We start from the raw sequence: 23,221 nt of genomic DNA on the forward strand, positions 1-23,221 counted from the left end.
AATATTCCTGCAAGCTCTGCGAGCAAGGAATTTCGTTGCCGCCGTTCCGAACCGCCCGACGGACTCCCGGGCGGATCTACCAGCTAAACCTCTTCGACGGAGCTGGGCTCTGCGCGGGACAGATCGATACCCAGTTCCTCCGCGGCCCGGAAGACTTCTTCATCCGAGTCACGCATTTCAATCGTGTTGCCTTCGGTGGAGAGGACTTCCACGTTCAAGCAGAGCGACTGCATTTCCTTGATCAGGACCTTGAACGATTCCGGAACACCGGGCTCCGGGATGTTTTCGCCCTTGACGATGGCTTCGTAGACCTTCACGCGGCCATGGATGTCATCGGACTTGATCGTGAGCAGTTCCTGCAGCGTGTAGGCGGCGCCGTACGCCTCCAGGGCCCAGACTTCCATTTCACCGAAGCGCTGGCCGCCGAACTGTGCCTTACCACCCAGCGGCTGCTGCGTGATCATGGAGTACGGCCCGGTGGAACGTGCGTGGATCTTGTCGTCCACCAGGTGGTGCAGCTTCAGGATGTACATGTAGCCAACCGAGATCGGGTCCGGGAACGGCTGGCCGGAGCGGCCGTCGTACATCCGGGCCTTGCCCGAGGCGCCGATCAGGCGGTTGCCGTCACGGGTCACGTTGGTGGAGTCGAGCAGGTTGACGATCTCATCCTCGCTCGCGCCGTCGAACACCGGAGTGGCAACCGTGGTGGGGCCGGTCTCGCGGGGCAGGTTCGGCAGGTCCTTGACCCAGTCCGGCTCGCCCTCGATCTTCCAGCCCTGCTTGGCAGCCCAGCCCAGGTGGATTTCCAGGACCTGGCCAACGTTCATTCGACCCGGAACACCAAGCGGGTTCAGGATGATGTCGACCGGGGTTCCGTCTTCCATGAACGGCATGTCTTCGATCGGGAGGATCTTGGAGATGACGCCCTTGTTGCCGTGGCGGCCGGCCAGCTTGTCGCCGTCCGTGATCTTGCGCTTGTGCGCCACGTAGACGCGGACCAGCTGGTTCACGCCCGGGGGCAGCTCGTCGTCGTTGTCGCGGTCGAAGATACGCACGCCGATGACGGTTCCGGACTCGCCGTGGGGAACCTTCAGGGAGGTGTCGCGTACTTCGCGGCTCTTCTCGCCGAAGATGGCGCGCAGCAGGCGCTCTTCGGGGGTCAGTTCCGTTTCGCCCTTCGGCGTGACGCGGCCAACCAGGATGTCGCCGGCTTCAACCTCTGCACCGATGTGGATGATGCCGCGCTCGTCGAGCTGGGACAGCACCTCTTCGGAGACGTTGGGGATGTCGCGGGTGATTTCCTCGGCACCAAGCTTGGTGTCGCGGGCGTCAACCTCGTGCTCCTCAATGTGGATGGAGGTCAGGACATCGTCGGAGACCATGCGCTGGGACAGGATGATGGCATCTTCGTAGTTGTGGCCTTCCCATGACATGAATGCCACGAGCAGGTTCTTACCAAGGGCCAGTTCACCCTGGTCCGTTGCGGGACCGTCGGCGATGATGCTGTTGACCTCAACCCGGGCGCCTTCGGAGACCAGCACGCGCTGGTTGTAGGCGTTGCCCTGGTTGGAGCGCTCGAACTTCATGATCGGGTAGCTGGTCTCGGTGCCGTCGTCGTTCATGACGGTAACGAGGTCAGCGGAAACCTCGGTGACAACACCGGGTTTCTTGGCGGTCACGGAGTCGCCGGCGTCAACTGCGGTGTACTTCTCCATGCCGGTGCCCACAACGGGGCGCTCGGAACGGAGCAGCGGCACAGCCTGGCGCTGCATGTTCGCACCCATGAGGGCGCGGTTGGCGTCGTCGTGCTCCAGGAACGGAATCAGGGCCGTGGCCACCGACACCATCTGGCGCGGGGAGACGTCCATGTACTCGACCTCGTCGGGCTCGACCAGGACGGGCTCGCCGGAACCGCCGCGGGCACGGACGAGGACCAGGTCCTCTTCGAAGTGCTGATCGGCGCGCAGCGGAGCGTTTGCCTGGGCAATGGTGCGCTCAACTTCGTCATCGGCGGTCAGGTAGTCGACCTTGTCGGTGACGACGCCGTTCTCCACCTTGCGGTACGGAGTCTCGATGAAGCCGAAGGCGTTGATGCGGCCGTAGGAAGCCAGCGAACCGATCAGGCCGATGTTCGGGCCTTCAGGGGTTTCGATGGGGCACATGCGGCCGTAGTGGGACGGGTGGACGTCTCGGACTTCCATGCCTGCACGGTCACGGGACAGACCACCCGGGCCCAGCGCGGACAGGCGGCGCTTGTGCGTCAGTCCGGCAAGCGGGTTGTTCTGGTCCATGAACTGCGAGAGCTGGGACGTTCCGAAGAACTCCTTGATGGCAGCCACAACGGGACGGATGTTGATCAGGGTCTGCGGCGTGATGGCCTCGACGTCCTGGGTGGTCATCCGTTCGCGGACCACACGCTCCATGCGGGACAGGCCCGTACGGATCTGGTTCTCGATCAGTTCGCCGACGGCGCGGATGCGGCGGTTGCCGAAGTGGTCGATGTCGTCGACCTCCACGCGGATGTCGACGTCGCTGCCGTCGCGCTTGCCCGGAACGGTCTTCTCACCGGCGTGCAGTGCCACCAGGAACTTGATCATGGCGACAATGTCGTCATTGTTCAGGACCGATGCGTCGGAGTCCGTCAGGGGCTTGTCGATGCCCAGCTTGCGGTTGATCTTGTAACGGCCAACCTTGGCCAGGTCATAGCGCTTCGGGTTGAAGTACAGGTTTTCCAGCAGCGTCTTTGCAGCCTCGACCGTGGGCGGCTCGCCCGGACGCAGCTTGCGGTAGATGTCCAGCAGGGCATCTTCCTGGGTTTCCGTGGGGTCCTTTTCCAGGGTGGCACGGATGGAGTCGTACTCGCCGAAGGTCTCGAGGATCTGTCCTTCGGTCCAGCCCAGCGCCTTGAGCAGCACGGTGACGGACTGCTTGCGCTTGCGGTCCAGGCGGACACCCACCTGGTCGCGCTTGTCGATTTCCAGTTCGAACCATGCACCGCGGGAAGGAATGATCTTCGCGGTGTAGATGTCCTTGTCACTGGTCTTGTCCGCGGTGCGCTCGAAGTAGGCACCCGGGGAACGGACCAGCTGGGAAACAACAACACGCTCGGTGCCGTTGATGACGAACGTTCCCTTGTCAGTCATGAGGGGGAAGTCGCCCATGAACACGGTCTGCTGCTTGATTTCGCCCGTGTTGTTGTTCATGAACTCGGCCTTCACGTACAGCGGAGCCGAGTACGTAGCGTCCCGGTCCTTGCACTCGGCCATGGTGTACTTCGGGTCGGCGAACTCCGGCTCCGAGAAGCTCAGGGACATGGTGCCCTGGAAGTCTTCGATCGGGGAGATTTCCTCGAAGATGTCAGCCAGACCGGAGGTGGTGGCAATACCCTGTTCGCCGGTCTCCCGTGCCTTTTCCACGCGCGCCTTCCAGCGCTCGTTGCCGACGAGCCAGTCAAAGCTGTCTGTCTGCAGGGCAAGAAGATTGGGAACGTCAAGCGGTTCGTGAATCTTTGCGAATGAAATCCGGGAAGCTGCGTTCTCCGGATTAGTAGCGGTTTCGTTATTAGAGGTGCTCGAGGCGACCAAGAGGGATCCTTCCACAGACCTTCAGGCGTGTTTCGCGCTTCCTCCCCTGCACTGCACGGACCGAGTCCGTGTGCGTCCCGGTGTCCGGCAAAGGGCACATCCGAGGGTTACGGATACTGCCCGGCACGGAACATAGCCCACCGCTATATGAAGGCTGAAGGTTAACAGGAGGAAGCAAATATCCACTATAGGGCATTATGGGCATACAAGTCTACCCGGTTTCGTCAAGCCTGCTGCACTCAACCCGCGTCGGATGGCACCGGGAGCGCAATCCCGGCTGCAACCTCGCGTAGGACCCCGCTTAGGATCCCGTGTATTCGGGGAGTAACAGGCAATAACCGTCCGGAACAGACCAATAGCAATCCAACAACAGTCGGTAACCGACAATCGGTAACAGACAATCGGTAACAGACAAGACACCGGCGCACCGTTCACGCATCGGATACAGATACCTTACCGCAAGATTCCCCGAATGTGGTGGCCGGGGGTGCCTCCCGGCGCACCGGGGCGCCCGCCGGCCCAGGCGGGCGCCTAACCGTGTGAGATCCCTCTCCCCGGCCCGGCGGTTGGCGTACCCTTGATCCAGCATTCGATGACGAATACAACACAAAGGACTGAACCAGCCATGAGCAACTCCGCAGCCCCCGGGGCAGCAGCCGTGACCGAAGTGGTAATCGTTGGTGGAGCGCGCACCCCGCAGGGCCGGCTCAACGGCCAGCTTGCCCCCTTTACCGCCGTTGAACTGGGCGCCTTCGCCATCGCCGGCGCGCTGGAGAAGTCCGGCGTCCCTGCTGCGGATGTAGACAGCGTCATCATGGGCCACGTGGTCCAGGCCGGCTGCGGGCAGAACCCTGCCCGCCAGTCCTCGATCAAGGCGGGCATCAGCTGGGACGTTCCCGCCGTTACCGTGAACAAGGTCTGCCTCTCCGGCCTGGCCGCCGTCATCGATGCCGCACGCCTGATCCGCGGCGGGGAGGCCACCGTTGTGGTGGCCGGCGGCCAGGAATCCATGTCCCGCGGCCCGCACCTGCTGCCCGGTGCCCGGCAGGGCTGGAATTACGGGAACATTTCCGCGCTTGACTCCGTGGCCCACGACGGCCTGACCGATGCCTTCGACAACGACTCCATGGGAATCTCCACGGAGCGGGGCAACACCAAACTGGCGATTAAGCGGCTGGAACAGGACGAAGTGGCCGCGGCCTCGCACCAACGGGCGGCGGCGGCCATGGAAGCGGGGATCTTCGACGCCGAGATCGTCCCCGTCACCGTTCCGCAGCGCAAGGGCGAGCCGCTGGTGCTGACACTCGATGAAGGCGTACGCCCCGCCACCACCGTGGACACCCTCGCGAACCTGCGCCCGGCCTTCGACCCGGAGGGAACCATTACGGCCGGCAACTCCTCACCGCTTTCCGACGGCGCAGCGGCCCTGGTCCTAGCCACCCGCGGCTACGCCGAGGCGAACGGTTTGGAAATCCTCGCCTCCGTTGGACTGCCCGGCCAGGTCGCCGGTCCGGACAACACCCTGCATTCACAGCCGTCCAATGCACTTTCCGCCGCGCTCGAACGGGCCGGATGGAGCGTCTCGGACCTGGACTTCATCGAGATCAACGAAGCCTTCGGCGCTGTGGCCGTTCAGTCCCTGAATGAACTGGGCATGGACCTGGAACAGTGCAATCTGCACGGCGGGGCAATTGCCCTGGGCCACCCGATCGGGGCGTCCGGTGCCCGGCTGGCCCTGACCGCCGCACACGAGCTGTTCCGGCGCGGTTCCGGCCGGGCCGGCGTCGCACTGTGCGGCGGCGGCGGGCAGGGTGAAGCCCTCCTGCTGTTCCGCGAAGAATCCTAGGCCGCCAGCGACAGGGCCGCCGTCGCCGCCGTCACGGTGACGACGGCGGCAACTGAGCTCGCTGCAATAAAACGGCCCCAGCGTACGGCCACCCCCATGGAGCGCATCCGGTCATACCAGAGCAGGGTCGCGAGGGAACCCCAGGGCGTCACGATCGCCCCCATATTGACCCCCACCAGCAGCGCGGCGAGGCGGACGGGAGTGTCCGCCGCCGGTTCCAGCGCAAGGTAGGCCGGGAGGTTGTTCACCGCGTTGGACGCAACGGCACCCGCACCGGCCAGCTGCAGCAGATCGCCAAAGCCTTCCCCCGAGCCCGCGGCCTGCGCCAGCAGGGTGGCCAGCCCGTGGCTGTGGGCCGTCTGGACCAGGACGAACAGGCTCACGGCCAGGACCACCGGCATCACCGGAACCATGTCCCAGGCAAACGCGCTCCGCTGCCGGACCAGGAATCCCGCGGCCAGGATGATGGCCGCGGCGGAGGCAGGAATGGCTACGTGGATGCCGCTGACGAGAGCCGGCAGCAGCAGGGCCACTACTGCCCCGCTCAGCACGAGAAGCCCGCGGTCCGGCACCGTAACCGGCTCGGACGGGCCCGTGTACCTGCCGCGCAGGAAGCGCCGGAAGGCAAGCCACAGGAGCGCCGCGGGCACCAGGATGCCGGCGGCCGCCGGAGCCCAGACGGTCGCCGCGTATTCGAGGGGGTGCAGATCGGCCTTTTCCTGGGCCAGCAGGTTGGTGAGGTTCGAAACGGGCAGCAGCATGGACGCGGTGTTGGCCAGCCAGACCGTGCTGAGCGCGAAAACAATGGGAGGGAGCCTGGCCTCCACAGCCAGCGCCACGACCAGCGGAGTGATCAGCACAACGGCTGTGTCCAATGAGAGGAAGATGCTGGAGGCCGAGGTCAGGCCCAGGACCAGCACCCACAGGGCAAAGGTCCGGCCGCGCCCCAGCCGGGCAGTGAACCGGGTCAGCACCCGGAAGAGTCCTGCGGCGTCAGCAAGGTAGCTCACGACGGTCGCCGCCGTCACGAACACCATGATGGGACCGATACGGCCCATCAGCGCGCTGAACTCGGCAGGCGGCAACGCTCCGCTGAGCACACACGCCGCCGCGGCCGCTGCCAGCGGTCCCAGGATCAGTAGCTGCCGCATTGGTAAGTGGTTCCCTTGCTTCGTGCCGCTTCCCGCGGCTGCTGGTAGGTGGACACCGGGCATATGGACACTGGGGATATGGACACTGGGGATGCAGAAAGACCCCGTCCGGAGGACGGGGTCTTTCTGTGTTTCACAGCCGAGGCTGCGAAAAGGAAAACTACTTGACGGTGACGGTGGCGCCGGCAGCTTCGAGAGCTTCCTTGGCCTTGTCAGCGGCTTCCTTGTTGGCACCTTCGAGGATGGCCTTCGGAGCGCTGTCAACCAGGTCCTTGGCTTCCTTCAGACCCAGGGAAGTCAGGGCACGGACTTCCTTGATCACTGCGATCTTCTTGTCGCCGGCAGCTTCGAGGATGACGTCGAATTCAGTCTTCTCTTCAGCGGCCTCAGCGGCACCGGCGGCGGGACCGGCAACGGCAACGGCAGCAGCGGTAACGTCGAAGGTCTCTTCGAAGAGCTTCACGAAGTCGGAGAGCTCGATGATGGACAGTTCCTTGAAGGCTTCAATGAGCTCTTCGTTGGTCAGCTTCGCCATGGTGTGGCGTCCTTCCTATAGTTGGTGCGCGCAGGCACCGGAGATTGGATGAGAAGAGGTTTTACTCTTCGGTGGCTGCTTCTGCGGCCGGAGCTTCTTCTGCAGCGGCCGGAGCCTCTTCTGCAGCGGGAGCAGCGGGAGTGCCGCTCTCCTCTTCGAGCTTCAGGCGCAGTGCATCAGCCGTGCGTGCCAGCATGGACATCGGTGCCTTGAGGACACCGGCGACGCGTGCAAGCTGGAACTCACGGGACTCAAGAGCAGCCAGTGCGGCTACACCGGAGGCATCCAGGGCATTGCCCTCGAAGATACCGGTCTTGATGATGAGCTGCGGGTTGGACTTGGCAAAATCCGTCAGGCTCTTAGCAGCTGCAACTGCGTCTCCCTTGATGAAGGCGATTGCAGTAGGTCCGGCAAGCTGGCCTTCGAACGCGTCGATGCCGGCTTCCTTGGCTGCAATGCCAGTCAGGGTGTTCTTAACGACCGAGTACTTGGTGTCCTGGCCGAGCGAACGACGCAGCTCCTTGAGCTGTGCAACGGTGAGCCCGCGGTATTCGGTTAGGACAGCAGCGGTCGATTCCTTGAAATCAGTGGTGATCTCCTCGACTGCTGACACCTTTGTTGGCGTTGCCATAACCCTCCTTCCGGGGAAATAGTGCCGGTGGATCGGGTCCCGAACATAAAAAACGCCCCGGGCAGATGCACGGGGCTTCACTCTACGGACTAATCCGGAGTGCAGTTCGTTCACCTGCGCAGGCCGCCCTTTAGGCAAGGGACTTTCGGATGTATTTCCAACCGTAGTCCACACGCAGAGAACTGAAGGTTCAGCCTCACGGTGGGATTGAATGCACATCGACCGACGGTCTTTGGTAGTTCAAGAGTACGGGACATTCGGGCAGGGGACAAATCCCGGCGGATCAGGCGGAGGCCAGCTGTTTCTGCCACTCCCCCGCGTATCCGACGGCACGGAATCCCAGCTGCTCGTTAATGGAGAGCATGTACCGGTTTTCCTCGGCATTCCAGGTGTACACGCGCTCGGCCCCGGGAACGGCTTCCCGCAGGCGCGCCAGATTCGCGGCCTTCATCAGCATCCCCAGCCGGTGGCCCCGGTGGCCTCCCAGCACCAAGGTGTCGTCCTGGTAGGCCACGGAAAGGTTGTTCCGGAAGACCTCCAGGACGGTATGCCCGGCCAGCTCCCCGGAACCGGCGTGCCGGGCGGCGCAGACCAGCGACTCGTAATCCATCTCTACTTCCCGGGCCTCGGCCTCCCGCACCCGCGCCTCGTCCCAGGCCTCTTCGGCCAGATCCAGGCCGCCCTGGGGTGCATCTGTGCTCATCTTCTGCCGCAGCTGCGCATACGCCCCGACGAGGTCCTGCGGGCAGGCGCCGCGCCAGAACACCAGTTCATAGCCGGCGCGCGCTGCCGCGGCGGCCTGCTCCTGCAACGCGTTTCCGCCGTCGTAATCCGAGAGGTCCAGGCGGCTGACACGGTCCACCAGTTCCAGCCGGAAGCCGAGCTTGGCGGCGAAGGAGGCCGCGGCGTCGTTCGGAATGAACCGTGCCGTATCGGTGCCCGCCAAGTCTTCACGGTCCGGGTCAACATCGGCTTTGCCGACCCCCACGAGGTGCTCGGTCTCCGTCATCAGCATGCGGCGGCCGTTGGCGGCGGCCAGCTGCTCGGCGGCGAAATACAACTGCGTGCCCACCCCCTGCCGCCGGGCATCCGGGGCGACCACAACATTGACGTTTCCGGTGTGCAGGTTGTCGGTGAGCGGAAGGTTCAGCTGGACCACACCCAGAATTTCTCGCGATTCCACGGCCCGTGCGGCCAGGATCAAGCGCCGCCGGGTAGGAGTGCCGCTCCGGCCTGCCAGCTGGGACTGCGGCGTTCCGTAGAAATCATCATTGCCCCAGATCTCGCGCTGCTGGGTATTCATCAGGTCTGCGATGGCCAGGAAGTCCGCGCCGCCCGGCCCGTCCAGGCTTGCCGGGACCGCAACATGCTCGATGGAAATCTGTGTCATGGCCCACATCCTGCCGGAGAACGGCGCCGGTGCCAAAAACGCGGCCCCTGCCGGACAGCAAAAAGGCGGCCGCAGCGAAAAGCTGCGGCCGCCTCAAGCAGAAGGAAACCCTTCCGAAGATGCTCGAAGACTATGCGTCTGCGAGAACCTTGGTGACGTTGGGGTCAACGGCAATGCTCGGGCCGAACGTGGTGGACACGGTGGCCTTCTGGATGTAGCGGCCCTTGGCAGCCGACGGCTTCAGGCGCAGGACTTCTTCCAGGGCGGCTGCGTAGTTCTCAGCCAGCTTCTGGGAATCGAAGGACACCTTGCCGATGATGAAGTGCAGGTTGGAGTGCTTGTCGACGCGGAAGTCGATCTTGCCACCCTTGATGTCCGAAACGGCCTTGGCGACGTTCGGGGTTACCGTACCGGTCTTCGGGTTCGGCATGAGGTTACGCGGGCCGAGCACGCGGCCCAGGCGGCCGACCTTGCCCATCATGTCCGGGGTAGCCACTGCTGCGTCGAAGTCGGTCCAACCTGCGGCGACCTTTTCGATCATGTCGTCGGAACCAACGAAGTCGGCGCCGGCAGCGATTGCTGCTTCAGCCTTCTCGCCGGTTGCGAAAACGAGGACGCGGGCCGTCTTGCCGGTGCCGTTGGGCAGGTTGACCGTGCCGCGGACCATCTGGTCAGCCTTGCGGGGGTCAACGCCCAGGCGGAAAGCCACCTCAACGGTTGCGTCGAACTTGGACGGGTTGGTGTCCTTGGCCAGCTCTACAGCCTCGACCGGTGCGTACAGCTTGTCCGCATCGATCTTGGCTGCAGCTGCTTCATATGCTTTGCTGCGCTTTGCCATCTGCTTTTTCTCCTTGTGCAGTTGTGGTCTGTCGGACCGCGCCCGGCCCTGCCACGCGCCGGTCCCGTTGGGGGCACCGGCATTTATGTGAAATTGAAACGCAGGGGGCTTTAGCCCTCTACGGTGATGCCCATCGAACGGGCGGTGCCGGCGATGATCTTGGCTGCTGCCTGGACATCGTTGGCGTTGAGGTCTTCCATCTTCATGGTGGCGATCTCTTCGACCTGGGCCTGGGTCAGGTTGGCAACCTTGGCGGTGTGCGGGGTTGCGGAACCCTTGGCCACACCGGCAGCCTTCTTGATCAGCTGTGCAGCCGGAGGAGTCTTCGTGATGAAGGTGAAGGAACGGTCTTCGTAAACGGTGATTTCAACCGGGATAACGTTGCCGCGCTGGGATTCCGTTGCAGCGTTGTACGCCTTGCAGAATTCCATGATGTTGACACCGTGCTGGCCAAGTGCCGGACCGATCGGAGGAGCCGGGTTGGCGGCACCTGCGTTGATCTGCAGCTTGATGAGGCCGGTGACCTTTTTCTTGGGGGCCATGAAAGGGTCCTTCTCTAAATTATGTTCCCGAAGGACAGGAGCGTCCATCCGGGTTGGTGGCCGCCATGGCTTGGTGGCCGGACGCTGCCTGCAGGTTAAAGCGGACCTGCTGGCAGCGAAGTCTGAAAGCTACTGGAGCTTGGTGACCTGGCCGAAGCCAAGGGTCACAGGAGTCTCGCGCTCGAAGATGGTCACGAGGACCACCAGCTGCTGGGACTCGGGCTTGATCTCGGAGATCGTGGCCTGGAGGGTTTCGAACGGGCCCTCGTTGACCGTGACCGGCTCGCCGACCTCGAAGTCCACGGCAATGTTAGCCGACTGCTGGGCAGCGGGCTTGCCGGCTTCGGTCTTGGGCGAAACCACGGTGTGCTCGAGCATCGAGAACACTTCGTTCAGGCTCAGCGGCGTCGGGTTGTGGGCGTTGCCCACGAAGCCGGTGACGCCGGGGGTGTGGCGCACAACGCCCCACGATTCGTCGGTCAGGTTCATCCGGACCAGGACGTAGCCGGGAATGCGGACCCGGTTCACGATCTTCCGGGTGGTGTTCTTGATCTCGACAACTTCTTCCATCGGGACCTGGATTTCGAAGATGTCCTCTTCCATGTCCAAGGTCTGGATGCGGGTCTCGAGGTTGGACTTCACGCGGTTTTCGTAGCCGGCGTAGGAGTGGATGACGTACCAGTCACCCTCCTGGCGGCGCAGCTTTGCCTTGAAGGCGTCGACCGGATCTTCCTCGGGCTCTTCTTCGGCCTCGGGGGCGGAAACCTCAGCGTCGGCTGCCTCTTCGGTAACGTCTGCTTCGTCTGCCGATGCATCAACAGCAGCAGGCGCCTCGTCGACGTCGGCTGCGGTCATTTCATCCTCGGTATCCAGATCAGCGGCATTGTCATTGACCTGTGATTCGAGTTCTTGCTCGGACACGTGGATTCCTGCTTTCTTCAGAGCATTATCGGTTTTGGCACTAGCTCATGGTCTCCGGTTCCGTATCCCGCAGGTGGAACGCAGGGTCTGGGACTAGCTTTCGCCGCCGCCCTCACCGAAGATCCACAGTGCGCCGGCACCAAAGACAAAGTCGAGAACCGTCACAATAACCATCATCACGACCACGAAGGCCAGGACCACGAGGGTGTACCTCAGCAGTTCCTTGCGGGTGGGGGTGACCACCTTCTTCAGCTCCGCAATGACCTGACGCAGGAAGAGCGCGATCGCCGCGAAGAAGCCGCGCTTCTTGGGCCCGCTGGAGGGGTGTCCCTTGGAGCTGCTGGCAGCTGTCTCGGTCACCTTCGCCTCACTCATCTGTGTAGGTACACGGCTGGCGCACAAACCTGGACTGTGCGCTTCCATGAAGGACTGCTGAGCTGCCGGATGACAGTTCTGCGCAGGGCAGACAGGACTCGAACCTGCAACCTGCGGTTTTGGAGACCGCTGCGCTACCAATTGCGCCACTACCCTATGGAGGAAATATCCCCACCGCCACTATTGTAGCCGCACCCGGCGACCGGATTATTCCAGGATAATCCCTGATCGGAATCCCGACCGGCATCCCGATCGTTGGGCACGAAACAGCGTGGTGAGGAGAACCACCGAGGAACCAGTCTACGCAAAGTTTGCGCCCACGTCGAACCGGCGCCCGCCGGAGGCCGGCGACACACACCGCAGCGGGCGGGCGGACCGCATAAACTGGGGAACGCCGCCGTCGCCCGGGACCACCGGACGCGGCGCGAACGTAAGCTGCCGCCACACATCAGACGGGAATCCCATGTCTTCCACCGGCCGTATTTCAGAGCGCATCGCCTCCATTGCCGAGTCCGCAACACTCGCAGTGGACGCCAAGGCCAAGGCACTGGCGGCCGCCGGCCGCCCGGTTATCGGTTTCGGTGCCGGCGAACCGGACTTCCCCACCCCGGACTACATTGTCGACGCCGCCGTGGAAGCAGCCCGCCAGCCCCGGTTCCACCGCTACTCCCCCGCCGGCGGCCTCCCCGAGCTGAAGAAGGCCATTGCCGAGAAAACCCTGCGTGACTCCGGCTATGCCGTGGATCCGGCCCAGGTCCTGGTGACCAACGGCGGCAAGCAGGCCGTTTACGAGTCCTTCGCCACGCTGCTGAACCCCGGTGACGAAGTGCTGGTGCCCACGCCCTACTGGACCACCTATCCCGAAGCCATCCGGCTGGCCGGCGGCATCCCGGTAGAGGTTTTCGCAGGTCCTGAGCAGGGCTACCTGGTCACCGTCGACCAGCTCGAAGCAGCCCGCACCGACGCCACGAAGGTGCTGCTGTTCGTTTCCCCGTCCAACCCCACCGGTGCGGTCTACCCGCCGGAGGAGGTTGCCGCCATTGGCCGCTGGGCAGCTGCGAACGGCCTGTGGGTCATCACGGATGAAATCTACGAACACCTGACGTACGACGGCGTTCCCTTCACCTCCATCGCCACTGCCGCCCCGGAACTGGGCGACAAGGTGGTTGTGCTCAACGGCGTGGCCAAGACCTACGCCATGACGGGCTGGCGCGTGGGCTGGATGATCGCCGCGCCGGACGTCATCAAGGCTGCGACCAATTTGCAGTCCCATCTGTCCTCCAACGTCTCCAACGTGTCGCAGATGGCCGCCCTGGCCGCCGTTTCCGGCCCGCTGGCTGCGGTGGATGAGATGAAGCAGGCCTTCGACCGGCGCCGCCGCGCCATGGTTTCCGCGCTGAACTCGATCGACGGGGTGGAATGCCCCATGCCGGAAGGCGCCTTCTACGCCTACGCGGACGTCCGCGGACTGCTGGGCCGTGAATTCCCGGGCAAGGACGGCGCCGTGCGCCCCCAGACCTCGGCCGAGCTGGCCGCCCTCATCCTGGACACCGTGGAGGTGGCCGTAGTTCCCGGCGAGGCCTTTGGTCCTTCCGGCTACCTGCGGCTCTCTTATGCCCTGGGCGACGAGGACCTGGCCACCGGCATGGCACGGCTGCAGGAGTTCCTGGGCCGGGCAGCCGGCTAGCGCGGGAGCCTAGAGCAGCCGGCGGTCCGCCGCCCAGCGGGTGAGTTCATGCCGGGAGGACAGCTGGAGCTTGCGCAGCACGGAGGAGACATGGGTTTCCACGGTCTTCACGGAAATGAACAGTTCGCGGGCTACCTCCTTGTAGCTGTAGCCGCGGGCGATCAGGCGCATGACTTCCAGCTCCCGCGCCGAGAGGCGGTCCAGTTCGTCGTCCACCGAGGCCACGCTCGCGGTGCCGAAGGCATCCAGTACAAACCCGGCCAGGCGGGGCGAGAACACGGCGTCGCCGCCGGCAACCCGCAGGACGGCGTCGGAAATCTCCGGACCGGAAATGGTCTTGGTGACGTATCCGCGTGCACCGGCCCTGATCACCGTGACCACGTCCTCCGCGGCGTCGGACACGCTCAGCGCCAGGAACCGGGTGGCCCCCAACAGCCCGGCACAACCGGCCAGGACCTCGGCTCCGCCTCCCCCGCTGCCGCCGGGCAGGTGGACATCCAGCAGGACAACCGCCGGCCGCCGTGCAGTGATCACCTCGATGGCCGATTCCACGCTGTCGGCTTCGGCCACCACGTTGATCCGTGCATCGAGGTCGGCCCGGAGGCCGGAACGGAAAATGGCGTGGTCGTCAACAACGACGACGTCGATCGGCAGGTGCGGTTGGAGCGTCATTTACGTTGTGCTTCCTGGCGGGACGGTTGGTTGGGGAAGGAATCGAGCGGGCTGGCCGGGCTGAACCGGCTCACCGGCCGAGCGGGTGCGGCCGAGGCACCGTGAGCAGCGGGAGCGGGTTTGTGACCGGCAGCGGGAGCGGGTTTGTGACCGGCAGCGGGAGCGTTCGTGGCGGCCGCCGCCGCGACCCCGTCGACCGGAGTGCTGCCGGCAGGAGCCGAACCGTGCTCCGGGTTCCCGTCCAGCGGAAGTACCAGCCGGACTTCGGTCCCGCCGGCGCTGCTGCGGATCCCCGCGCTGCCGCCGGCCCGCTCCATCCTGCCGATGATGGAACCGCGCACGCCAATCCGGTCCGGTGGAACCGCTGCCGGATCAAACCCGGGACCGCGGTCCCGGACAAAGACTTCAAGCTGCTCCGGCCGGCATTCGACGTAGACGGAAACGGTGCCGCCTGCATGCTGCGCCGCGTTAAGCAGCGCCGCGCGGGCGGCCTGCGCCAGCGCTTCGGTGCGCTCGTCCAACCGGGCATCGGAGACGGCCACCAACTCTATGGGGTGGCCGTAGGCATCCTCGATTTCAGCGGCAATGCGGCGCAGGCTCTGGACCAGATGGTCCTCGGCACGGGCCCGGTCGGTGTAGAGCCATTGCCTCAGTTCCCGCTCCTGGGCGCGGGCAAGCCGGACCACGTCCTGCTCGGAGCCGGCACGCTTCTGGATCAGGGCCAGGGTCTGCAGGACCGAGTCATGCAGATGGGCGGCAATTTCGGCGCGTTCCGTCTGCCGGATCCGGCCCGCACGTTCGGCTTCCAGGTCCCGCCAGTGCTTGACGGCCCACGGGGTGAATACCAGTGCCACACCTGCCAGGACCGCTGCGGAAGCGAGCAGTCCGGCAACCAGCACGTCCCAGCTCACCGCTCCGGAAACCATCACCAGCACTCCCGCCACCACCAGCAGCAGCCCTGCGGCCAACCGGATCAGCCCGGAAGTCCGGTCTGCGCCGGCACTGTTCACGAGCCCGGCGCGGCGCCTTTCATCCAGCTGGCTCCAGGCCAGCACCGCACCGCCTGCAATGGCGCCGAGCGGCACGAACAGTCCCCAGTTGAGGTCGGCGCCCAACCGCTGGGCGATGAAGGCAGCGGCGACGAGCAGCAGGGCAAGCCCGGCAGCAACTTCGCGCTGCCCGGCTTTGCCCAGGGTTCCAGTCGGCCCCGCCCAGCCGCCGCCGTCGCGCAGGAGCCGGGCATAGTTGTCCGCAATACTGCGCGGGTTGGCCTGGACCTGTTCCTTCTTGTCCAGTTCTTCCCGGGTGGGAACCATGATCCACAGCCAGCCGTACAAGAGGAAGCCGCCGCCGGCCAGGCAGAACACCGCCATGAGGGCACGGGTCAGCTTCACCGGCCAGCCCAGGTGTGCTGCCAGTCCGGCGCAGACGCCGGCAATCATCCGGTCGCGGGGTCGCACCAGAGGTTCTCTCATGGCCCTATCAAAGCACGGCGCGGACCCCGGGAACCGTGCCCGGAGCCAAGTTCCGAAGTTCTTCAGGGGCGGTTCAGGGGCCGCTCAGGGTAGTCCCTGATGCTTCCCAACGCCCCCGGCGGGAAGACTGGGGTCATGAACCCTTTCCCATCCTCTGCCGCCGATGAGCCGGCCTCCGCTTCGGAACAGCAGCCCTCCGGGGCCGGTTCCGCCTCCGCTGGAACCTCCGCTGCAGGCCACCGGCCGGACGGCATACACAGCGGCTTCTTTCAGTGGCTCCGGTCCCTTGGCGTGCAGCGCGGTCCGGACCGCTGGTTCGGCGGCGTAGCTTCCGGCCTCGCGGCGAAGACCGGACTGGATCCGGTGCTGATACGCGGATTGTTTGTGGTCCTGGGTGTCTTCGGGATCGGGTTCCTGGCCTATGGCCTGGCCTGGGCGCTGCTTCCGGAACCGGACGGCAGGATCCACGTGGAAGAAGCCCTCCGCGGCAGCTGGACCTCCGGAATGACCGGCGCGCTCGTGTTTACCATCGTGGGGATGGGCGGCCCCGGTGCTTCGGTCCTCGGCGGCGACTCGTGGTTCGGTGCCGTTGTGTGGACGCTGTTCTGGATCGGCTCCGGCATTGCAGCAATCTACTGGTTCTCCGGGCCCAAGGGCCGCGCATATTTCCAGGGCCATATGCCGCACGGCACATCCGCCCCTGCCGGCGGCCCGGAAGCGGCGGATGCCGGCACTACCGCCGCCGGCACTTCCGGTACCGCCCCGGTGTCGCTGGCCAAAACCGGCAGCCCCGAAACCCCGGCCCCCGCAGGCACGGCGGGCTTCGGAGACAGCCACGGCGCTCCTGCCGGCTGCACCGCCAAGGCCGCCAAGGTTCCCGGCGCCGGCGGACCCTTCCTGGCGGCCCTCTTCGGGGCAGCGCTGCTTGCCGGCGGCGCAGTCCTCGGCTTGGACTATGCCGGCATCCTTCCCCTTGGCTCCCCGGTTTCCGTGGCCCTGGCTGCGGCGGCGGGGGTTTTTGGACTCGGTGTGGTCCTGCTGGGATTGTTGGGCCGGCAGTCCGGCGGCGCCGGCACGGCGGCGGTGGTGGCCCTTGCGGCGGCCCTGCTGGCCCAGGGAAACCTGGCCAACGCCAACCTCGTCGTCGCCAGCAATGCCGACTGGACACCGCAGGACTCGGCCCAGGCCGTCGGCGGCTACACCTCCGTCGCCGCCAACGGGACTGTGGACCTGCGCGGTACCGACCTTTCCGGGGACACCGATATTCCGGTCAGCGTGGCTGCCGGAAACCTGAACTTCCTGGTTCCCATTGATTCGCCGGTGACCGTCCGGTTTGGCATGGCGGCGGGCAACATCGAAGTCAATGACGGCGGTGACCACCACGAATACAGCGGCTTGTGGCAGTCCACCACCGAACGCACGTTCAACCAAGACGCCGGCGGGGACCCCATCACCATTGATGTCCGGGGCCTGGCAGGCAATGTACTTGTGACAACTGAAGAAAGCGATCTTTAGCCATGGAGCAGGATAACGAGCGGGACTACCTCGGCCGGCCCTACACCGCCGGCAGCTACGAAACGGAGCCTCCCGGGCAGTACGGGCCGACCCCGCAGATGCCTGAATCCGGGGGCGCGCTTCCCGGCTCACCGTCCCCCGCAGGCCCGGCCCCCACGGACGCGGAGAACGACGGCGACGGCAGCGGAACGGACGCCGCATCCGGCTCGGCACCGGGCCGGGGAATGCGGGTGGGCACGGTGGTGTGGGGCCTGGTCCTCACCGTCCTGGCTGTGCTCCTGCTGCTGGTGGACACCGTGAACCTCAGGGTGGACCCGGTACTGCTCCTGCTGTGCCTTACCCTCGGAGCGGGGCTGGCCCTGCTGGCAGGCGGCTTCCTGGCAGCCTTCCAGCGCAGCCATTCCCGCTAGCCGCACAGGCAACACCGTCTGCATCACCAGCACCAAAGTTTCCCATTTTCCCCATCGTCAGACAGGCTTGATCCATGGATAAGTTCTTTCAGCTCCTCCGCTCCTCCCCCATCAAACGCCGCAAGGGATGGGCCGGCGGCGTCTGCGCCGGAATCGCCGCAACCTTCGGCTGGGATGTATCCCTGGTCCGGATCGGCGTGCTCCTCAGTTTCCTGCTCCCGTTCATCGGCCTGGGCACATATCTGGTGGCCTGGCTGCTGCTGCCGAAGGCTGACGGAACCATCCTCCTGCAGCGCATGGTGAGCGCCTAGGCTTAGATGCTGCCGGAAGGCTGGCTAGAATCTAGAGCAGCATCACACCGGCGCCATCAGACCAGGGGTAAAAAACATGAAGATCGGTATTCTCACCAGCGGCGGCGACTGCCCCGGGCTGAACGCGGTGATCCGCGGCGCCGTGCTGAAGGGCATCAAGGAATACGATGGCATCGAGTTTGTCGGATTCCGTGACGGCTGGCGCGGCGTGGTGGACGGCGACATCATGGATCTGCCGCGCGCCAGCGTCCGCGGCATTTCCAAGCAGGGCGGAACCATCCTCGGCACTTCCCGCACCAACCCCTTCGAAGGACCCAACGGCGGCCCGGTGAAGATCAAGGCCACGATGGACCGGCTGGGGATTGACGCCATCATCGCGATCGGCGGCGAGGGAACCCTCGCCGCCGCGCAGCGCCTGACCGACGCCGGGCTGCAGATTGTGGGCGTGCCGAAGACCGTGGACAACGACCTCGACGCCACGGATTACACGTTCGGTTTCGACACCGCGGTCCAGATCGCCACGGAAGCCTGCGACCGGCTGCGCACCACCGGCGAGTCCCACCACCGCTGCATGGTGGCCGAGGTAATGGGCCGGCACGTCGGCTGGATTGCGCTGCACTCCGGCATGGCCGCCGGTGCCCACGCCATCCTGATCCCTGAGCACCCGGTGAGCCTGGACCAGATCTCCCAGTGGGTCAACGAGGCCCACGAGCGCGGCCGGGCCCCGCTGGTGGTAGTTGCCGAAGGCTTCGTCACCACGGACATGGAGTCCCCGCACTCCGAACGCGGGCTGGACAGCTTTGGCCGGCCGCGGCTGGGCGGCATCGGTGAACTGCTCGCCCCGGAGATCGAGGCACGGACCGGGATCGAAACCCGGGCGACGGTGCTGGGCCATATCCAGCGCGGCGGCGTGCCGACGGCGTACGACAGGGTCCTCGCCACGCGTCTGGGCATGGCTGCAGTGGACTCGGTGGTGCAGGGCCTGTGGGGCACCATGGTGTCGCTGCACGGCACGGACATTGTCCACGTCGGTTTCGAGAAGGCCCTCGGGAACCTCAAGACCGTCCCGGAGCACCGTTACGACGAAGCGGCCATCCTTTTCGGCTAGGAAACACCGGCACCGCCACCCTCGACGGCCCGCAGCTGTTCCTGTGTATTCCATGAGGATTTGCTGTGGGTCGGCAAGGCGCCGGCCGGGGTGCCCGGGCAGCGGTGTAGGTTGAAACCCATGAACCTGGATTCAGGAACCATAGCGATTATCCAGCTTGCCTGGTCCCGGCACCTGGGGCTGGAGGACAACGCGCTGGCTGAGACGGACAGCGGTGAACGCATCTACAGCGTCAGCGAACGCGCCCAAACCCTGTGTTTCCTTCGTCTGTTCGGCACCGAAGTCTTCAGCGGACCGGAGTGGGCCGCTGATCGTGCGCGCAGCAAGAGCGCCCTTGAACTCACCCGCAATTCGGGCCTGGTGCAGATGTCCATGGAGCACGGCGGGCGGACCCTGGGCGCCGAACAGCTCTTTTTTGCCGATTCCTTCCCCACCGTGGCTCCGCTGGAGGAACTGGCCGTTGCCAATGACCCCGACCTCGCGCTGGCACTGGAACGCCTGTGCCCGCCGGACGACGTCGCCGAAGCAGGATTGGCGGGCAAAGAGGACCTCTTTATCCTCGTGGACGACTCCCTTGACGAACCGCGCCCGGTGGCTGGCGCCGGCTACAGCATTACCGATGGAATCCTGGCGGACATGAGTGTCCTGACGGCGCCGCCGTACCGGCTGCAGGGGCTGGGCAGCTACATCAGCTCGGTTGCCCTGGAGGATGCCATGGCCGGCGGCCTGATCCCGCAGTGGCGGGCACCGCTGGACAACGTGGGTGCCGCGCGGACAGCGGTGGGCTCCGGCTTTATCCCGGCCGGCGTCAAGACATCCGTAGCCCTCTCGGCCTAGGCTGCGGCCGCACCGGTCCCGACGCTCAGCCCAGCAGTTCCAGCATCTCCTGGCGCTTAAAGAACGCCGCCGTGTCACGGGCGGTGGGTGAACCGCCGTCGGGATCTGCTCCGGCGTCCAGCAGGAGGCGGAATACCTCTGCGTAGCCCTTGAACGCGGCCCCGGCGAGCGGGGTCTGGCCCCGGTCATTGCGGGCGTTTACGTCTGCTCCGCGTTCCACCAGCAGCGCTGTTACTGCAGCGTGGCCGTGGTAGGAGGCCAGCATGACCAGGTTGTCACCGGCACTGTTCGTGAGGTTCACCGGCACCCCGGCATCGAGGTAACGGCGGATCCCTTCGGCGTCACCGGCCCGGGCAGCATCAAAGACCATACCGGCCAGCTCAATGATGTCGTCGTCAATTTCCGGGCGGGGTTCCGGGGTAGTCATGGATCTCCTCTTGTGATGGTTTGGTTGTCCGCCGGCTCGCGCCGGGCTAGACCCGCGGTGCTTTCAGGAAGCCCGTGGCGCGTCCGACAACCGCTCCGGCGTCGGGGGCCACGATGGGTTCCTGCGCGGCGGCGTAAAGTTCGCCGTCGTCGTCCACCACCAGCTGGGCGGCGGGATCGACCGACCGCTTCACCACTGCCAGGGCGACGGGGCCCATTTCATAGTGGGCGCCCACGGAGGTCAGTGTTCCGACTTTCCGCTCGCCGAGCATCACCGGACTGCCGGCTGCCGGCATGGTGTGCTGCGAGCCGTCCAGCTGCAGGAACACCAGGCGCCGCGGCGGGTGGCCCAGGTTGTGCACCCGGGCGACGGTTTCCTGGCCCTTGTAACAGCCCTTGGCCAGGTGCACGGCAGTGCGGATCAGGTCCAGCTCGTGCGGGAGGGTTTTATCGTCGGTTTCTGCGCCCAAACGGGGACGCCAGGCGGCAATGCGCAGGGCTTCGGACGCCATGGAACCGGCCAGGGTGCGGCCCGAGGCGTCAATGGCCTCCGCGAAGGAGTCCCTCGGAATCAGGTACTCATGCCAGGGCCGTTCCAGCCCCGGGTGGGCATCCTCCGGGACGGCGGTGTACGCGAAGCCGCCGCTGCCGATGTGCGGCCACGGATCGCTCCAGCGCAGGTACTGCTCCCATTCCGGAACCTCGGCCGTGGTGCCGGCAACCGCCCACTGGTCCGTGGCGTTGGTGACCTCTACCCGGAGCATGAACTTCATCCGCTCCAGCCATTCGGTCAGCCCGGCCGCTTCGGCTGCTTCCACGAGCAGCCACGCGGTTTCACCGTCGTCGATGATCCGGGCGTCGTAGTCGATCCGGCCCTGGACGCTGAGCAGCAGCAGTTCCGAGCTCACGCCGGGCTGCAGGGTGCCCACCTGCTGGGAGGACAGGGTATTCAGCCAGCTCAGCCGGTCCGGCCCGCTGACGGTGACCACGCCGCGGTAGGAGAGGTCGACGACGGCGGTGCCGCGTGCCAGGGCGCGCTGTTCGCGCAGCGGATCACCGTAGTGGGAGGCGGTGCCGGCATCGAGGCCGCCGGCCGCTACGGCACCGTGGCGGGAAAGCAGGGGGCTGGAATACGTCATGGGAAGTGCAACGTCCTTGCCTTGCGGGGCTATTCCCCGGCTCAGGAGCTCTTGTTGAGGATGGCGGAGGCATGGGCTTTGAGGTTTTCACCCTCCGAGGCGACATCCCAGCGCCAGTACAGGTCTCCATTGACCAGGCCGAAGATGCGGGTGGCGGCCGTGTATTCCTTGGAATTCACGCCACGCATGACCAGGTCGGTGGCCAGCTGGATCTGCGGCCCCTTGATCTGCCCGTAGTACAGCTCGGCAATGCCGCCGGGATGCACAATGGTGGCGGTGATGTCGAAGCCGCCGTTTTCGTTGCGCAGCTCTTCGACCTCGTCGGCGCTGCGCAGGGCCGGAACAATGTCTGCGGGCACCAGCCCGGGGCCGCCGTCGGCGTCGTTCAGCGGACGGTCAAGGGACCAGAAGCCGGTCTCCACCGCCAGCGGACGCAGCCGGGTGCCCTGCTCGTCGGTGAGCCAGCTTTCCGCCGTGTACTGCAGGTAGGGCAGGCCGTTCTGGGTGAACGTTACCTTTTGGGCGAAGTGCTCCGAATCGGCTTCGCCTTCGCCAAGCCTCCCGGACCCTTCCCAGGTGCCGATCAGCCAGGAGAGGGGAACCAGTTCCGGCGTCAGGTCGGTGGGGATCTCCATTGGCATGGTGGAACCTGTCCTTCGATATCTAACGGGCCGGCGCAAACGCCGGCAGGCAACGGGTCCGGAGTTACAGGCCCGGGATTACCGGTTCGGTGCTACTTCTGGCCCTTGTACAGGCGGGAAACCACCAGGCCGGCGAATCCGGCCATACCCAGGCCGGTGAGACCCAGCAGTGCGATGAAGAAGATTTCGAGTGCAGTCATGGGTACATCCTAACGCGGGGAAGTGACGGTACAGCCATTCGATCATGCGGGACAGGCCGGACAAAACCGCACTGCGCCCGGGGAGTGCACACCGGCCTGCGGGTCATAGACCGATGAGGCGTCCGAGGAAATAGACCACCGGTCCCAGCACCAGGACCGGCGCCAATGCGAGTGCCAGCTGTCCGGCGGTGTTGGATTTGTCCGCACGGGATAACACCAGGCGGCGGAAGGCCATCACGACGGCGGCAACCACCACGCCGGAGAACGCAGCCCACTGCCAGGACACTCCCGATGCCAGCAGGACGGCAAGTGCGCCGCACAGCCCGCCGGCAACCAGTCCAAGGGGTGCCGCCATCCGGTCCGGCAGCGGGATCAGGGACACCGCTACGGCGGCCAGGGCCGCGGCGCCGGCCACGGCCAGCAGTGCCGGGTCCTCGCCGGCGTCGGCGAGCCTGTCGGCCGCCACCCAGCCTGAAGCCATGGCCGTTACCAGGACACCGGAGATGATGCCGACAATGGATTCCAGGCGGTGGGCCTGGCCGGTGCCGCGCAGCAGCTGGATCAGGAACACTGCCCCCACTCCGACGGCGACGGCGGCGGGCAGCCAGGTCAGCATGGCCGCGGGGGGCGCGTAGCAGGCCGCAGCGGTTGCGCCGGCTCCAACCAGGGCCAGCACGGCGCCCTGCGTCTTACGCGCCGGCACCCCGATCAGGTGCGGCCAGCACAGGCCGGTCAGCACGGCGGCTGCACCGGACACCAGCGCCACGGCGGGCACCGAGAGGTAGGAGGCACTTACGATACCGATAATGGCAAGCGCCGCCGGCACCGCTAAGCTCCATAGTTTCACCCTAGTTATCCTGCCTTATTACGGCGTCCAGATGAAAAGCGACAGGCCCGCAAAGGCCGATGGGTATACTTTCGATCACTTCCAGCCAAGCGGATCGGCGAAGAATCTGTGCCCAACGGTGTGCGCCCAACATTCGGAGG

General features: G+C 65.4%; 22 protein-coding genes and 1 tRNA gene. 7 read left to right on the forward strand and 16 right to left on the reverse strand.

Going from position 1 to position 23,221, the window contains the following annotated elements; translation table 11 throughout:
• Positions 1-83: 83 nt before the first annotated feature.
• Positions 84-3,584 (reverse strand): DNA-directed RNA polymerase subunit beta, encoded by a 3,501-nt coding sequence (gene rpoB / locus QNO06_RS13305; RefSeq protein WP_227912785.1) that lies wholly within the window; start codon positions 3,582-3,584, stop codon positions 84-86.
• A 625-nt stretch (positions 3,585-4,209) separates the two neighbouring features.
• Between rpoB and QNO06_RS13310 the strand changes: the two genes are divergently transcribed.
• Positions 4,210-5,430, forward strand: coding sequence for an acetyl-CoA C-acetyltransferase (locus tag QNO06_RS13310; protein ID WP_227912784.1), 1,221 nt, complete (start codon positions 4,210-4,212; stop codon positions 5,428-5,430).
• Here QNO06_RS13310 and QNO06_RS13315 read toward each other — a convergent pair.
• The 9 genes from QNO06_RS13315 to QNO06_RS13355 all read right to left on the reverse strand — a co-directional run bounded on the left by QNO06_RS13315 (position 5,427) and on the right by QNO06_RS13355 (position 11,969).
• The gene (locus QNO06_RS13315; RefSeq protein WP_227912783.1) at positions 5,427-6,581 is read right to left on the reverse strand and encodes an SLC13 family permease; all 1,155 of its coding nucleotides are present in this window, start codon (positions 6,579-6,581) and stop codon (positions 5,427-5,429) included. The genes QNO06_RS13310 and QNO06_RS13315 overlap by 4 nt on opposite strands.
• Before the next feature lie 160 nt (positions 6,582-6,741).
• Entirely contained in the window at positions 6,742-7,116 is a 375-nt protein-coding gene (gene rplL, locus QNO06_RS13320) for a 50S ribosomal protein L7/L12 (RefSeq protein ID WP_227912782.1), read from the reverse strand.
• A gap of 61 nt (positions 7,117-7,177) precedes the next feature.
• Positions 7,178-7,747, reverse strand: coding sequence for a 50S ribosomal protein L10 (rplJ, locus tag QNO06_RS13325; protein ID WP_227912781.1), 570 nt, complete (start codon positions 7,745-7,747; stop codon positions 7,178-7,180).
• Positions 7,748-8,030: 283 nt separating this feature from the next.
• Entirely contained in the window at positions 8,031-9,137 is a 1,107-nt protein-coding gene (locus QNO06_RS13330; protein WP_227912780.1) for a GNAT family N-acetyltransferase, read from the reverse strand.
• A 130-nt stretch (positions 9,138-9,267) separates the two neighbouring features.
• On the reverse strand, positions 9,268-9,975 hold the full coding sequence (rplA, locus tag QNO06_RS13335) for a 50S ribosomal protein L1 (protein WP_227912779.1): 708 nt from the start codon (positions 9,973-9,975) through the stop codon (positions 9,268-9,270).
• A gap of 110 nt (positions 9,976-10,085) precedes the next feature.
• Entirely contained in the window at positions 10,086-10,517 is a 432-nt protein-coding gene (rplK, locus tag QNO06_RS13340; protein WP_146361026.1) for a 50S ribosomal protein L11, read from the reverse strand.
• Between the two features lie 129 nt (positions 10,518-10,646).
• On the reverse strand, positions 10,647-11,438 hold the full coding sequence (gene nusG, locus QNO06_RS13345) for a transcription termination/antitermination protein NusG (protein ID WP_227912778.1): 792 nt from the start codon (positions 11,436-11,438) through the stop codon (positions 10,647-10,649).
• Positions 11,439-11,531: 93 nt separating this feature from the next.
• Positions 11,532-11,813 carry a preprotein translocase subunit SecE gene (gene secE, locus QNO06_RS13350; protein WP_227912777.1) on the reverse strand — a complete coding sequence of 94 codons (282 nt, stop codon included), beginning with the start codon at positions 11,811-11,813 and terminating at the stop codon, positions 11,532-11,534.
• Positions 11,814-11,896: 83 nt separating this feature from the next.
• Positions 11,897-11,969 (reverse strand) — tRNA-Trp (locus QNO06_RS13355).
• A gap of 307 nt (positions 11,970-12,276) precedes the next feature.
• Here QNO06_RS13355 and QNO06_RS13360 point away from each other — a divergent pair.
• Positions 12,277-13,500 (forward strand): pyridoxal phosphate-dependent aminotransferase, encoded by a 1,224-nt coding sequence (locus QNO06_RS13360; protein WP_227912776.1) that lies wholly within the window; start codon positions 12,277-12,279, stop codon positions 13,498-13,500.
• Positions 13,501-13,509: 9 nt separating this feature from the next.
• On the opposite strand, the gene QNO06_RS13365 is transcribed toward QNO06_RS13360, so the two are convergent.
• Both QNO06_RS13365 and QNO06_RS13370 read right to left on the reverse strand, forming a co-directional pair.
• A complete protein-coding gene (locus QNO06_RS13365; protein ID WP_227912775.1) occupies positions 13,510-14,172 on the reverse strand; it encodes a LuxR C-terminal-related transcriptional regulator in 663 nt (220 codons plus the stop codon).
• Positions 14,169-15,647 carry an ATP-binding protein gene (locus tag QNO06_RS13370; protein WP_227912774.1) on the reverse strand — a complete coding sequence of 493 codons (1,479 nt, stop codon included), beginning with the start codon at positions 15,645-15,647 and terminating at the stop codon, positions 14,169-14,171. Before QNO06_RS13370 ends, QNO06_RS13365 begins: the two co-directional genes overlap by 4 nt.
• 135 nt (positions 15,648-15,782) lie before the next feature.
• Here QNO06_RS13370 and QNO06_RS13375 point away from each other — a divergent pair, with 135 nt between their 5' ends.
• The 5 genes from QNO06_RS13375 (at position 15,783) to QNO06_RS13395 (ending at position 19,828) form a co-directional block, all read left to right on the forward strand.
• Positions 15,783-17,162 (forward strand): PspC domain-containing protein, encoded by a 1,380-nt coding sequence (locus QNO06_RS13375; RefSeq protein WP_269437384.1) that lies wholly within the window; start codon positions 15,783-15,785, stop codon positions 17,160-17,162.
• 2 nt (positions 17,163-17,164) lie between these two features.
• Positions 17,165-17,572 (forward strand): hypothetical protein, encoded by a 408-nt coding sequence (locus tag QNO06_RS13380; protein ID WP_227912773.1) that lies wholly within the window; start codon positions 17,165-17,167, stop codon positions 17,570-17,572.
• A 74-nt stretch (positions 17,573-17,646) separates the two neighbouring features.
• Entirely contained in the window at positions 17,647-17,883 is a 237-nt protein-coding gene (locus tag QNO06_RS13385) for a PspC domain-containing protein (RefSeq protein ID WP_227912772.1), read from the forward strand.
• 76 nt (positions 17,884-17,959) lie between these two features.
• The gene (locus tag QNO06_RS13390; protein ID WP_227912771.1) at positions 17,960-18,991 is read left to right on the forward strand and encodes a 6-phosphofructokinase; all 1,032 of its coding nucleotides are present in this window, start codon (positions 17,960-17,962) and stop codon (positions 18,989-18,991) included.
• Between the two features lie 120 nt (positions 18,992-19,111).
• On the forward strand, positions 19,112-19,828 hold the full coding sequence (locus QNO06_RS13395) for a GNAT family N-acetyltransferase (protein WP_227912770.1): 717 nt from the start codon (positions 19,112-19,114) through the stop codon (positions 19,826-19,828).
• A gap of 25 nt (positions 19,829-19,853) precedes the next feature.
• On the opposite strand, the gene QNO06_RS13400 is transcribed toward QNO06_RS13395, so the two are convergent.
• The 4 genes from QNO06_RS13400 to QNO06_RS13415 all read right to left on the reverse strand — a co-directional run bounded on the left by QNO06_RS13400 (position 19,854) and on the right by QNO06_RS13415 (position 23,081).
• Complete coding sequence (locus QNO06_RS13400) at positions 19,854-20,255, reverse strand: ankyrin repeat domain-containing protein (protein WP_227912769.1); 402 nt, start codon at positions 20,253-20,255, stop codon at positions 19,854-19,856.
• Between the two features lie 46 nt (positions 20,256-20,301).
• Positions 20,302-21,393 (reverse strand): CAF17-like 4Fe-4S cluster assembly/insertion protein YgfZ, encoded by a 1,092-nt coding sequence (gene ygfZ, locus QNO06_RS13405; protein ID WP_227912768.1) that lies wholly within the window; start codon positions 21,391-21,393, stop codon positions 20,302-20,304.
• 41 nt (positions 21,394-21,434) lie between these two features.
• Positions 21,435-22,034, reverse strand: a complete 600-nt coding sequence (locus tag QNO06_RS13410) for a nitrobindin family protein (protein ID WP_227912767.1) — start codon at positions 22,032-22,034, stop codon at positions 21,435-21,437.
• Positions 22,035-22,337: 303 nt separating this feature from the next.
• Positions 22,338-23,081 carry a hypothetical protein gene (locus tag QNO06_RS13415; RefSeq protein ID WP_227912766.1) on the reverse strand — a complete coding sequence of 248 codons (744 nt, stop codon included), beginning with the start codon at positions 23,079-23,081 and terminating at the stop codon, positions 22,338-22,340.
• Between the last annotated feature and the right edge of the window lie 140 nt (positions 23,082-23,221).

Origin of the sequence: Arthrobacter sp. zg-Y20, assembly GCF_030142075.1 — a bacterium.
Classification (GTDB): domain Bacteria; phylum Actinomycetota; class Actinomycetes; order Actinomycetales; family Micrococcaceae; genus Arthrobacter_B.

Coding starts and splice junctions, on each gene's coding strand:
- QNO06_RS13310 (WP_227912784.1), top strand. CDS start 4,210: ATGAGCAACTCCGCAGCCCCCGGGGCAGCAGCCGTGACCGAAGTGGTA.
- QNO06_RS13315 (WP_227912783.1), bottom strand. CDS start 6,581: ATGCGGCAGCTACTGATCCTGGGACCGCTGGCAGCGGCCGCGGCGGCG.
- rplL (WP_227912782.1), bottom strand. CDS start 7,116: ATGGCGAAGCTGACCAACGAAGAGCTCATTGAAGCCTTCAAGGAACTG.
- rplJ (WP_227912781.1), bottom strand. CDS start 7,747: ATGGCAACGCCAACAAAGGTGTCAGCAGTCGAGGAGATCACCACTGAT.
- QNO06_RS13330 (WP_227912780.1), bottom strand. CDS start 9,137: ATGACACAGATTTCCATCGAGCATGTTGCGGTCCCGGCAAGCCTGGAC.
- rplA (WP_227912779.1), bottom strand. CDS start 9,975: ATGGCAAAGCGCAGCAAAGCATATGAAGCAGCTGCAGCCAAGATCGAT.
- rplK (WP_146361026.1), bottom strand. CDS start 10,517: ATGGCCCCCAAGAAAAAGGTCACCGGCCTCATCAAGCTGCAGATCAAC.
- secE (WP_227912777.1), bottom strand. CDS start 11,813: ATGAGTGAGGCGAAGGTGACCGAGACAGCTGCCAGCAGCTCCAAGGGA.
- QNO06_RS13360 (WP_227912776.1), top strand. CDS start 12,277: ATGTCTTCCACCGGCCGTATTTCAGAGCGCATCGCCTCCATTGCCGAG.
- QNO06_RS13365 (WP_227912775.1), bottom strand. CDS start 14,172: ATGACGCTCCAACCGCACCTGCCGATCGACGTCGTCGTTGTTGACGAC.
- QNO06_RS13370 (WP_227912774.1), bottom strand. CDS start 15,647: ATGAGAGAACCTCTGGTGCGACCCCGCGACCGGATGATTGCCGGCGTC.
- QNO06_RS13375 (WP_269437384.1), top strand. CDS start 15,783: ATGAACCCTTTCCCATCCTCTGCCGCCGATGAGCCGGCCTCCGCTTCG.
- QNO06_RS13380 (WP_227912773.1), top strand. CDS start 17,165: ATGGAGCAGGATAACGAGCGGGACTACCTCGGCCGGCCCTACACCGCC.
- QNO06_RS13385 (WP_227912772.1), top strand. CDS start 17,647: ATGGATAAGTTCTTTCAGCTCCTCCGCTCCTCCCCCATCAAACGCCGC.
- QNO06_RS13390 (WP_227912771.1), top strand. CDS start 17,960: ATGAAGATCGGTATTCTCACCAGCGGCGGCGACTGCCCCGGGCTGAAC.
- QNO06_RS13395 (WP_227912770.1), top strand. CDS start 19,112: ATGAACCTGGATTCAGGAACCATAGCGATTATCCAGCTTGCCTGGTCC.
- QNO06_RS13400 (WP_227912769.1), bottom strand. CDS start 20,255: ATGACTACCCCGGAACCCCGCCCGGAAATTGACGACGACATCATTGAG.
- ygfZ (WP_227912768.1), bottom strand. CDS start 21,393: ATGACGTATTCCAGCCCCCTGCTTTCCCGCCACGGTGCCGTAGCGGCC.
- QNO06_RS13410 (WP_227912767.1), bottom strand. CDS start 22,034: ATGCCAATGGAGATCCCCACCGACCTGACGCCGGAACTGGTTCCCCTC.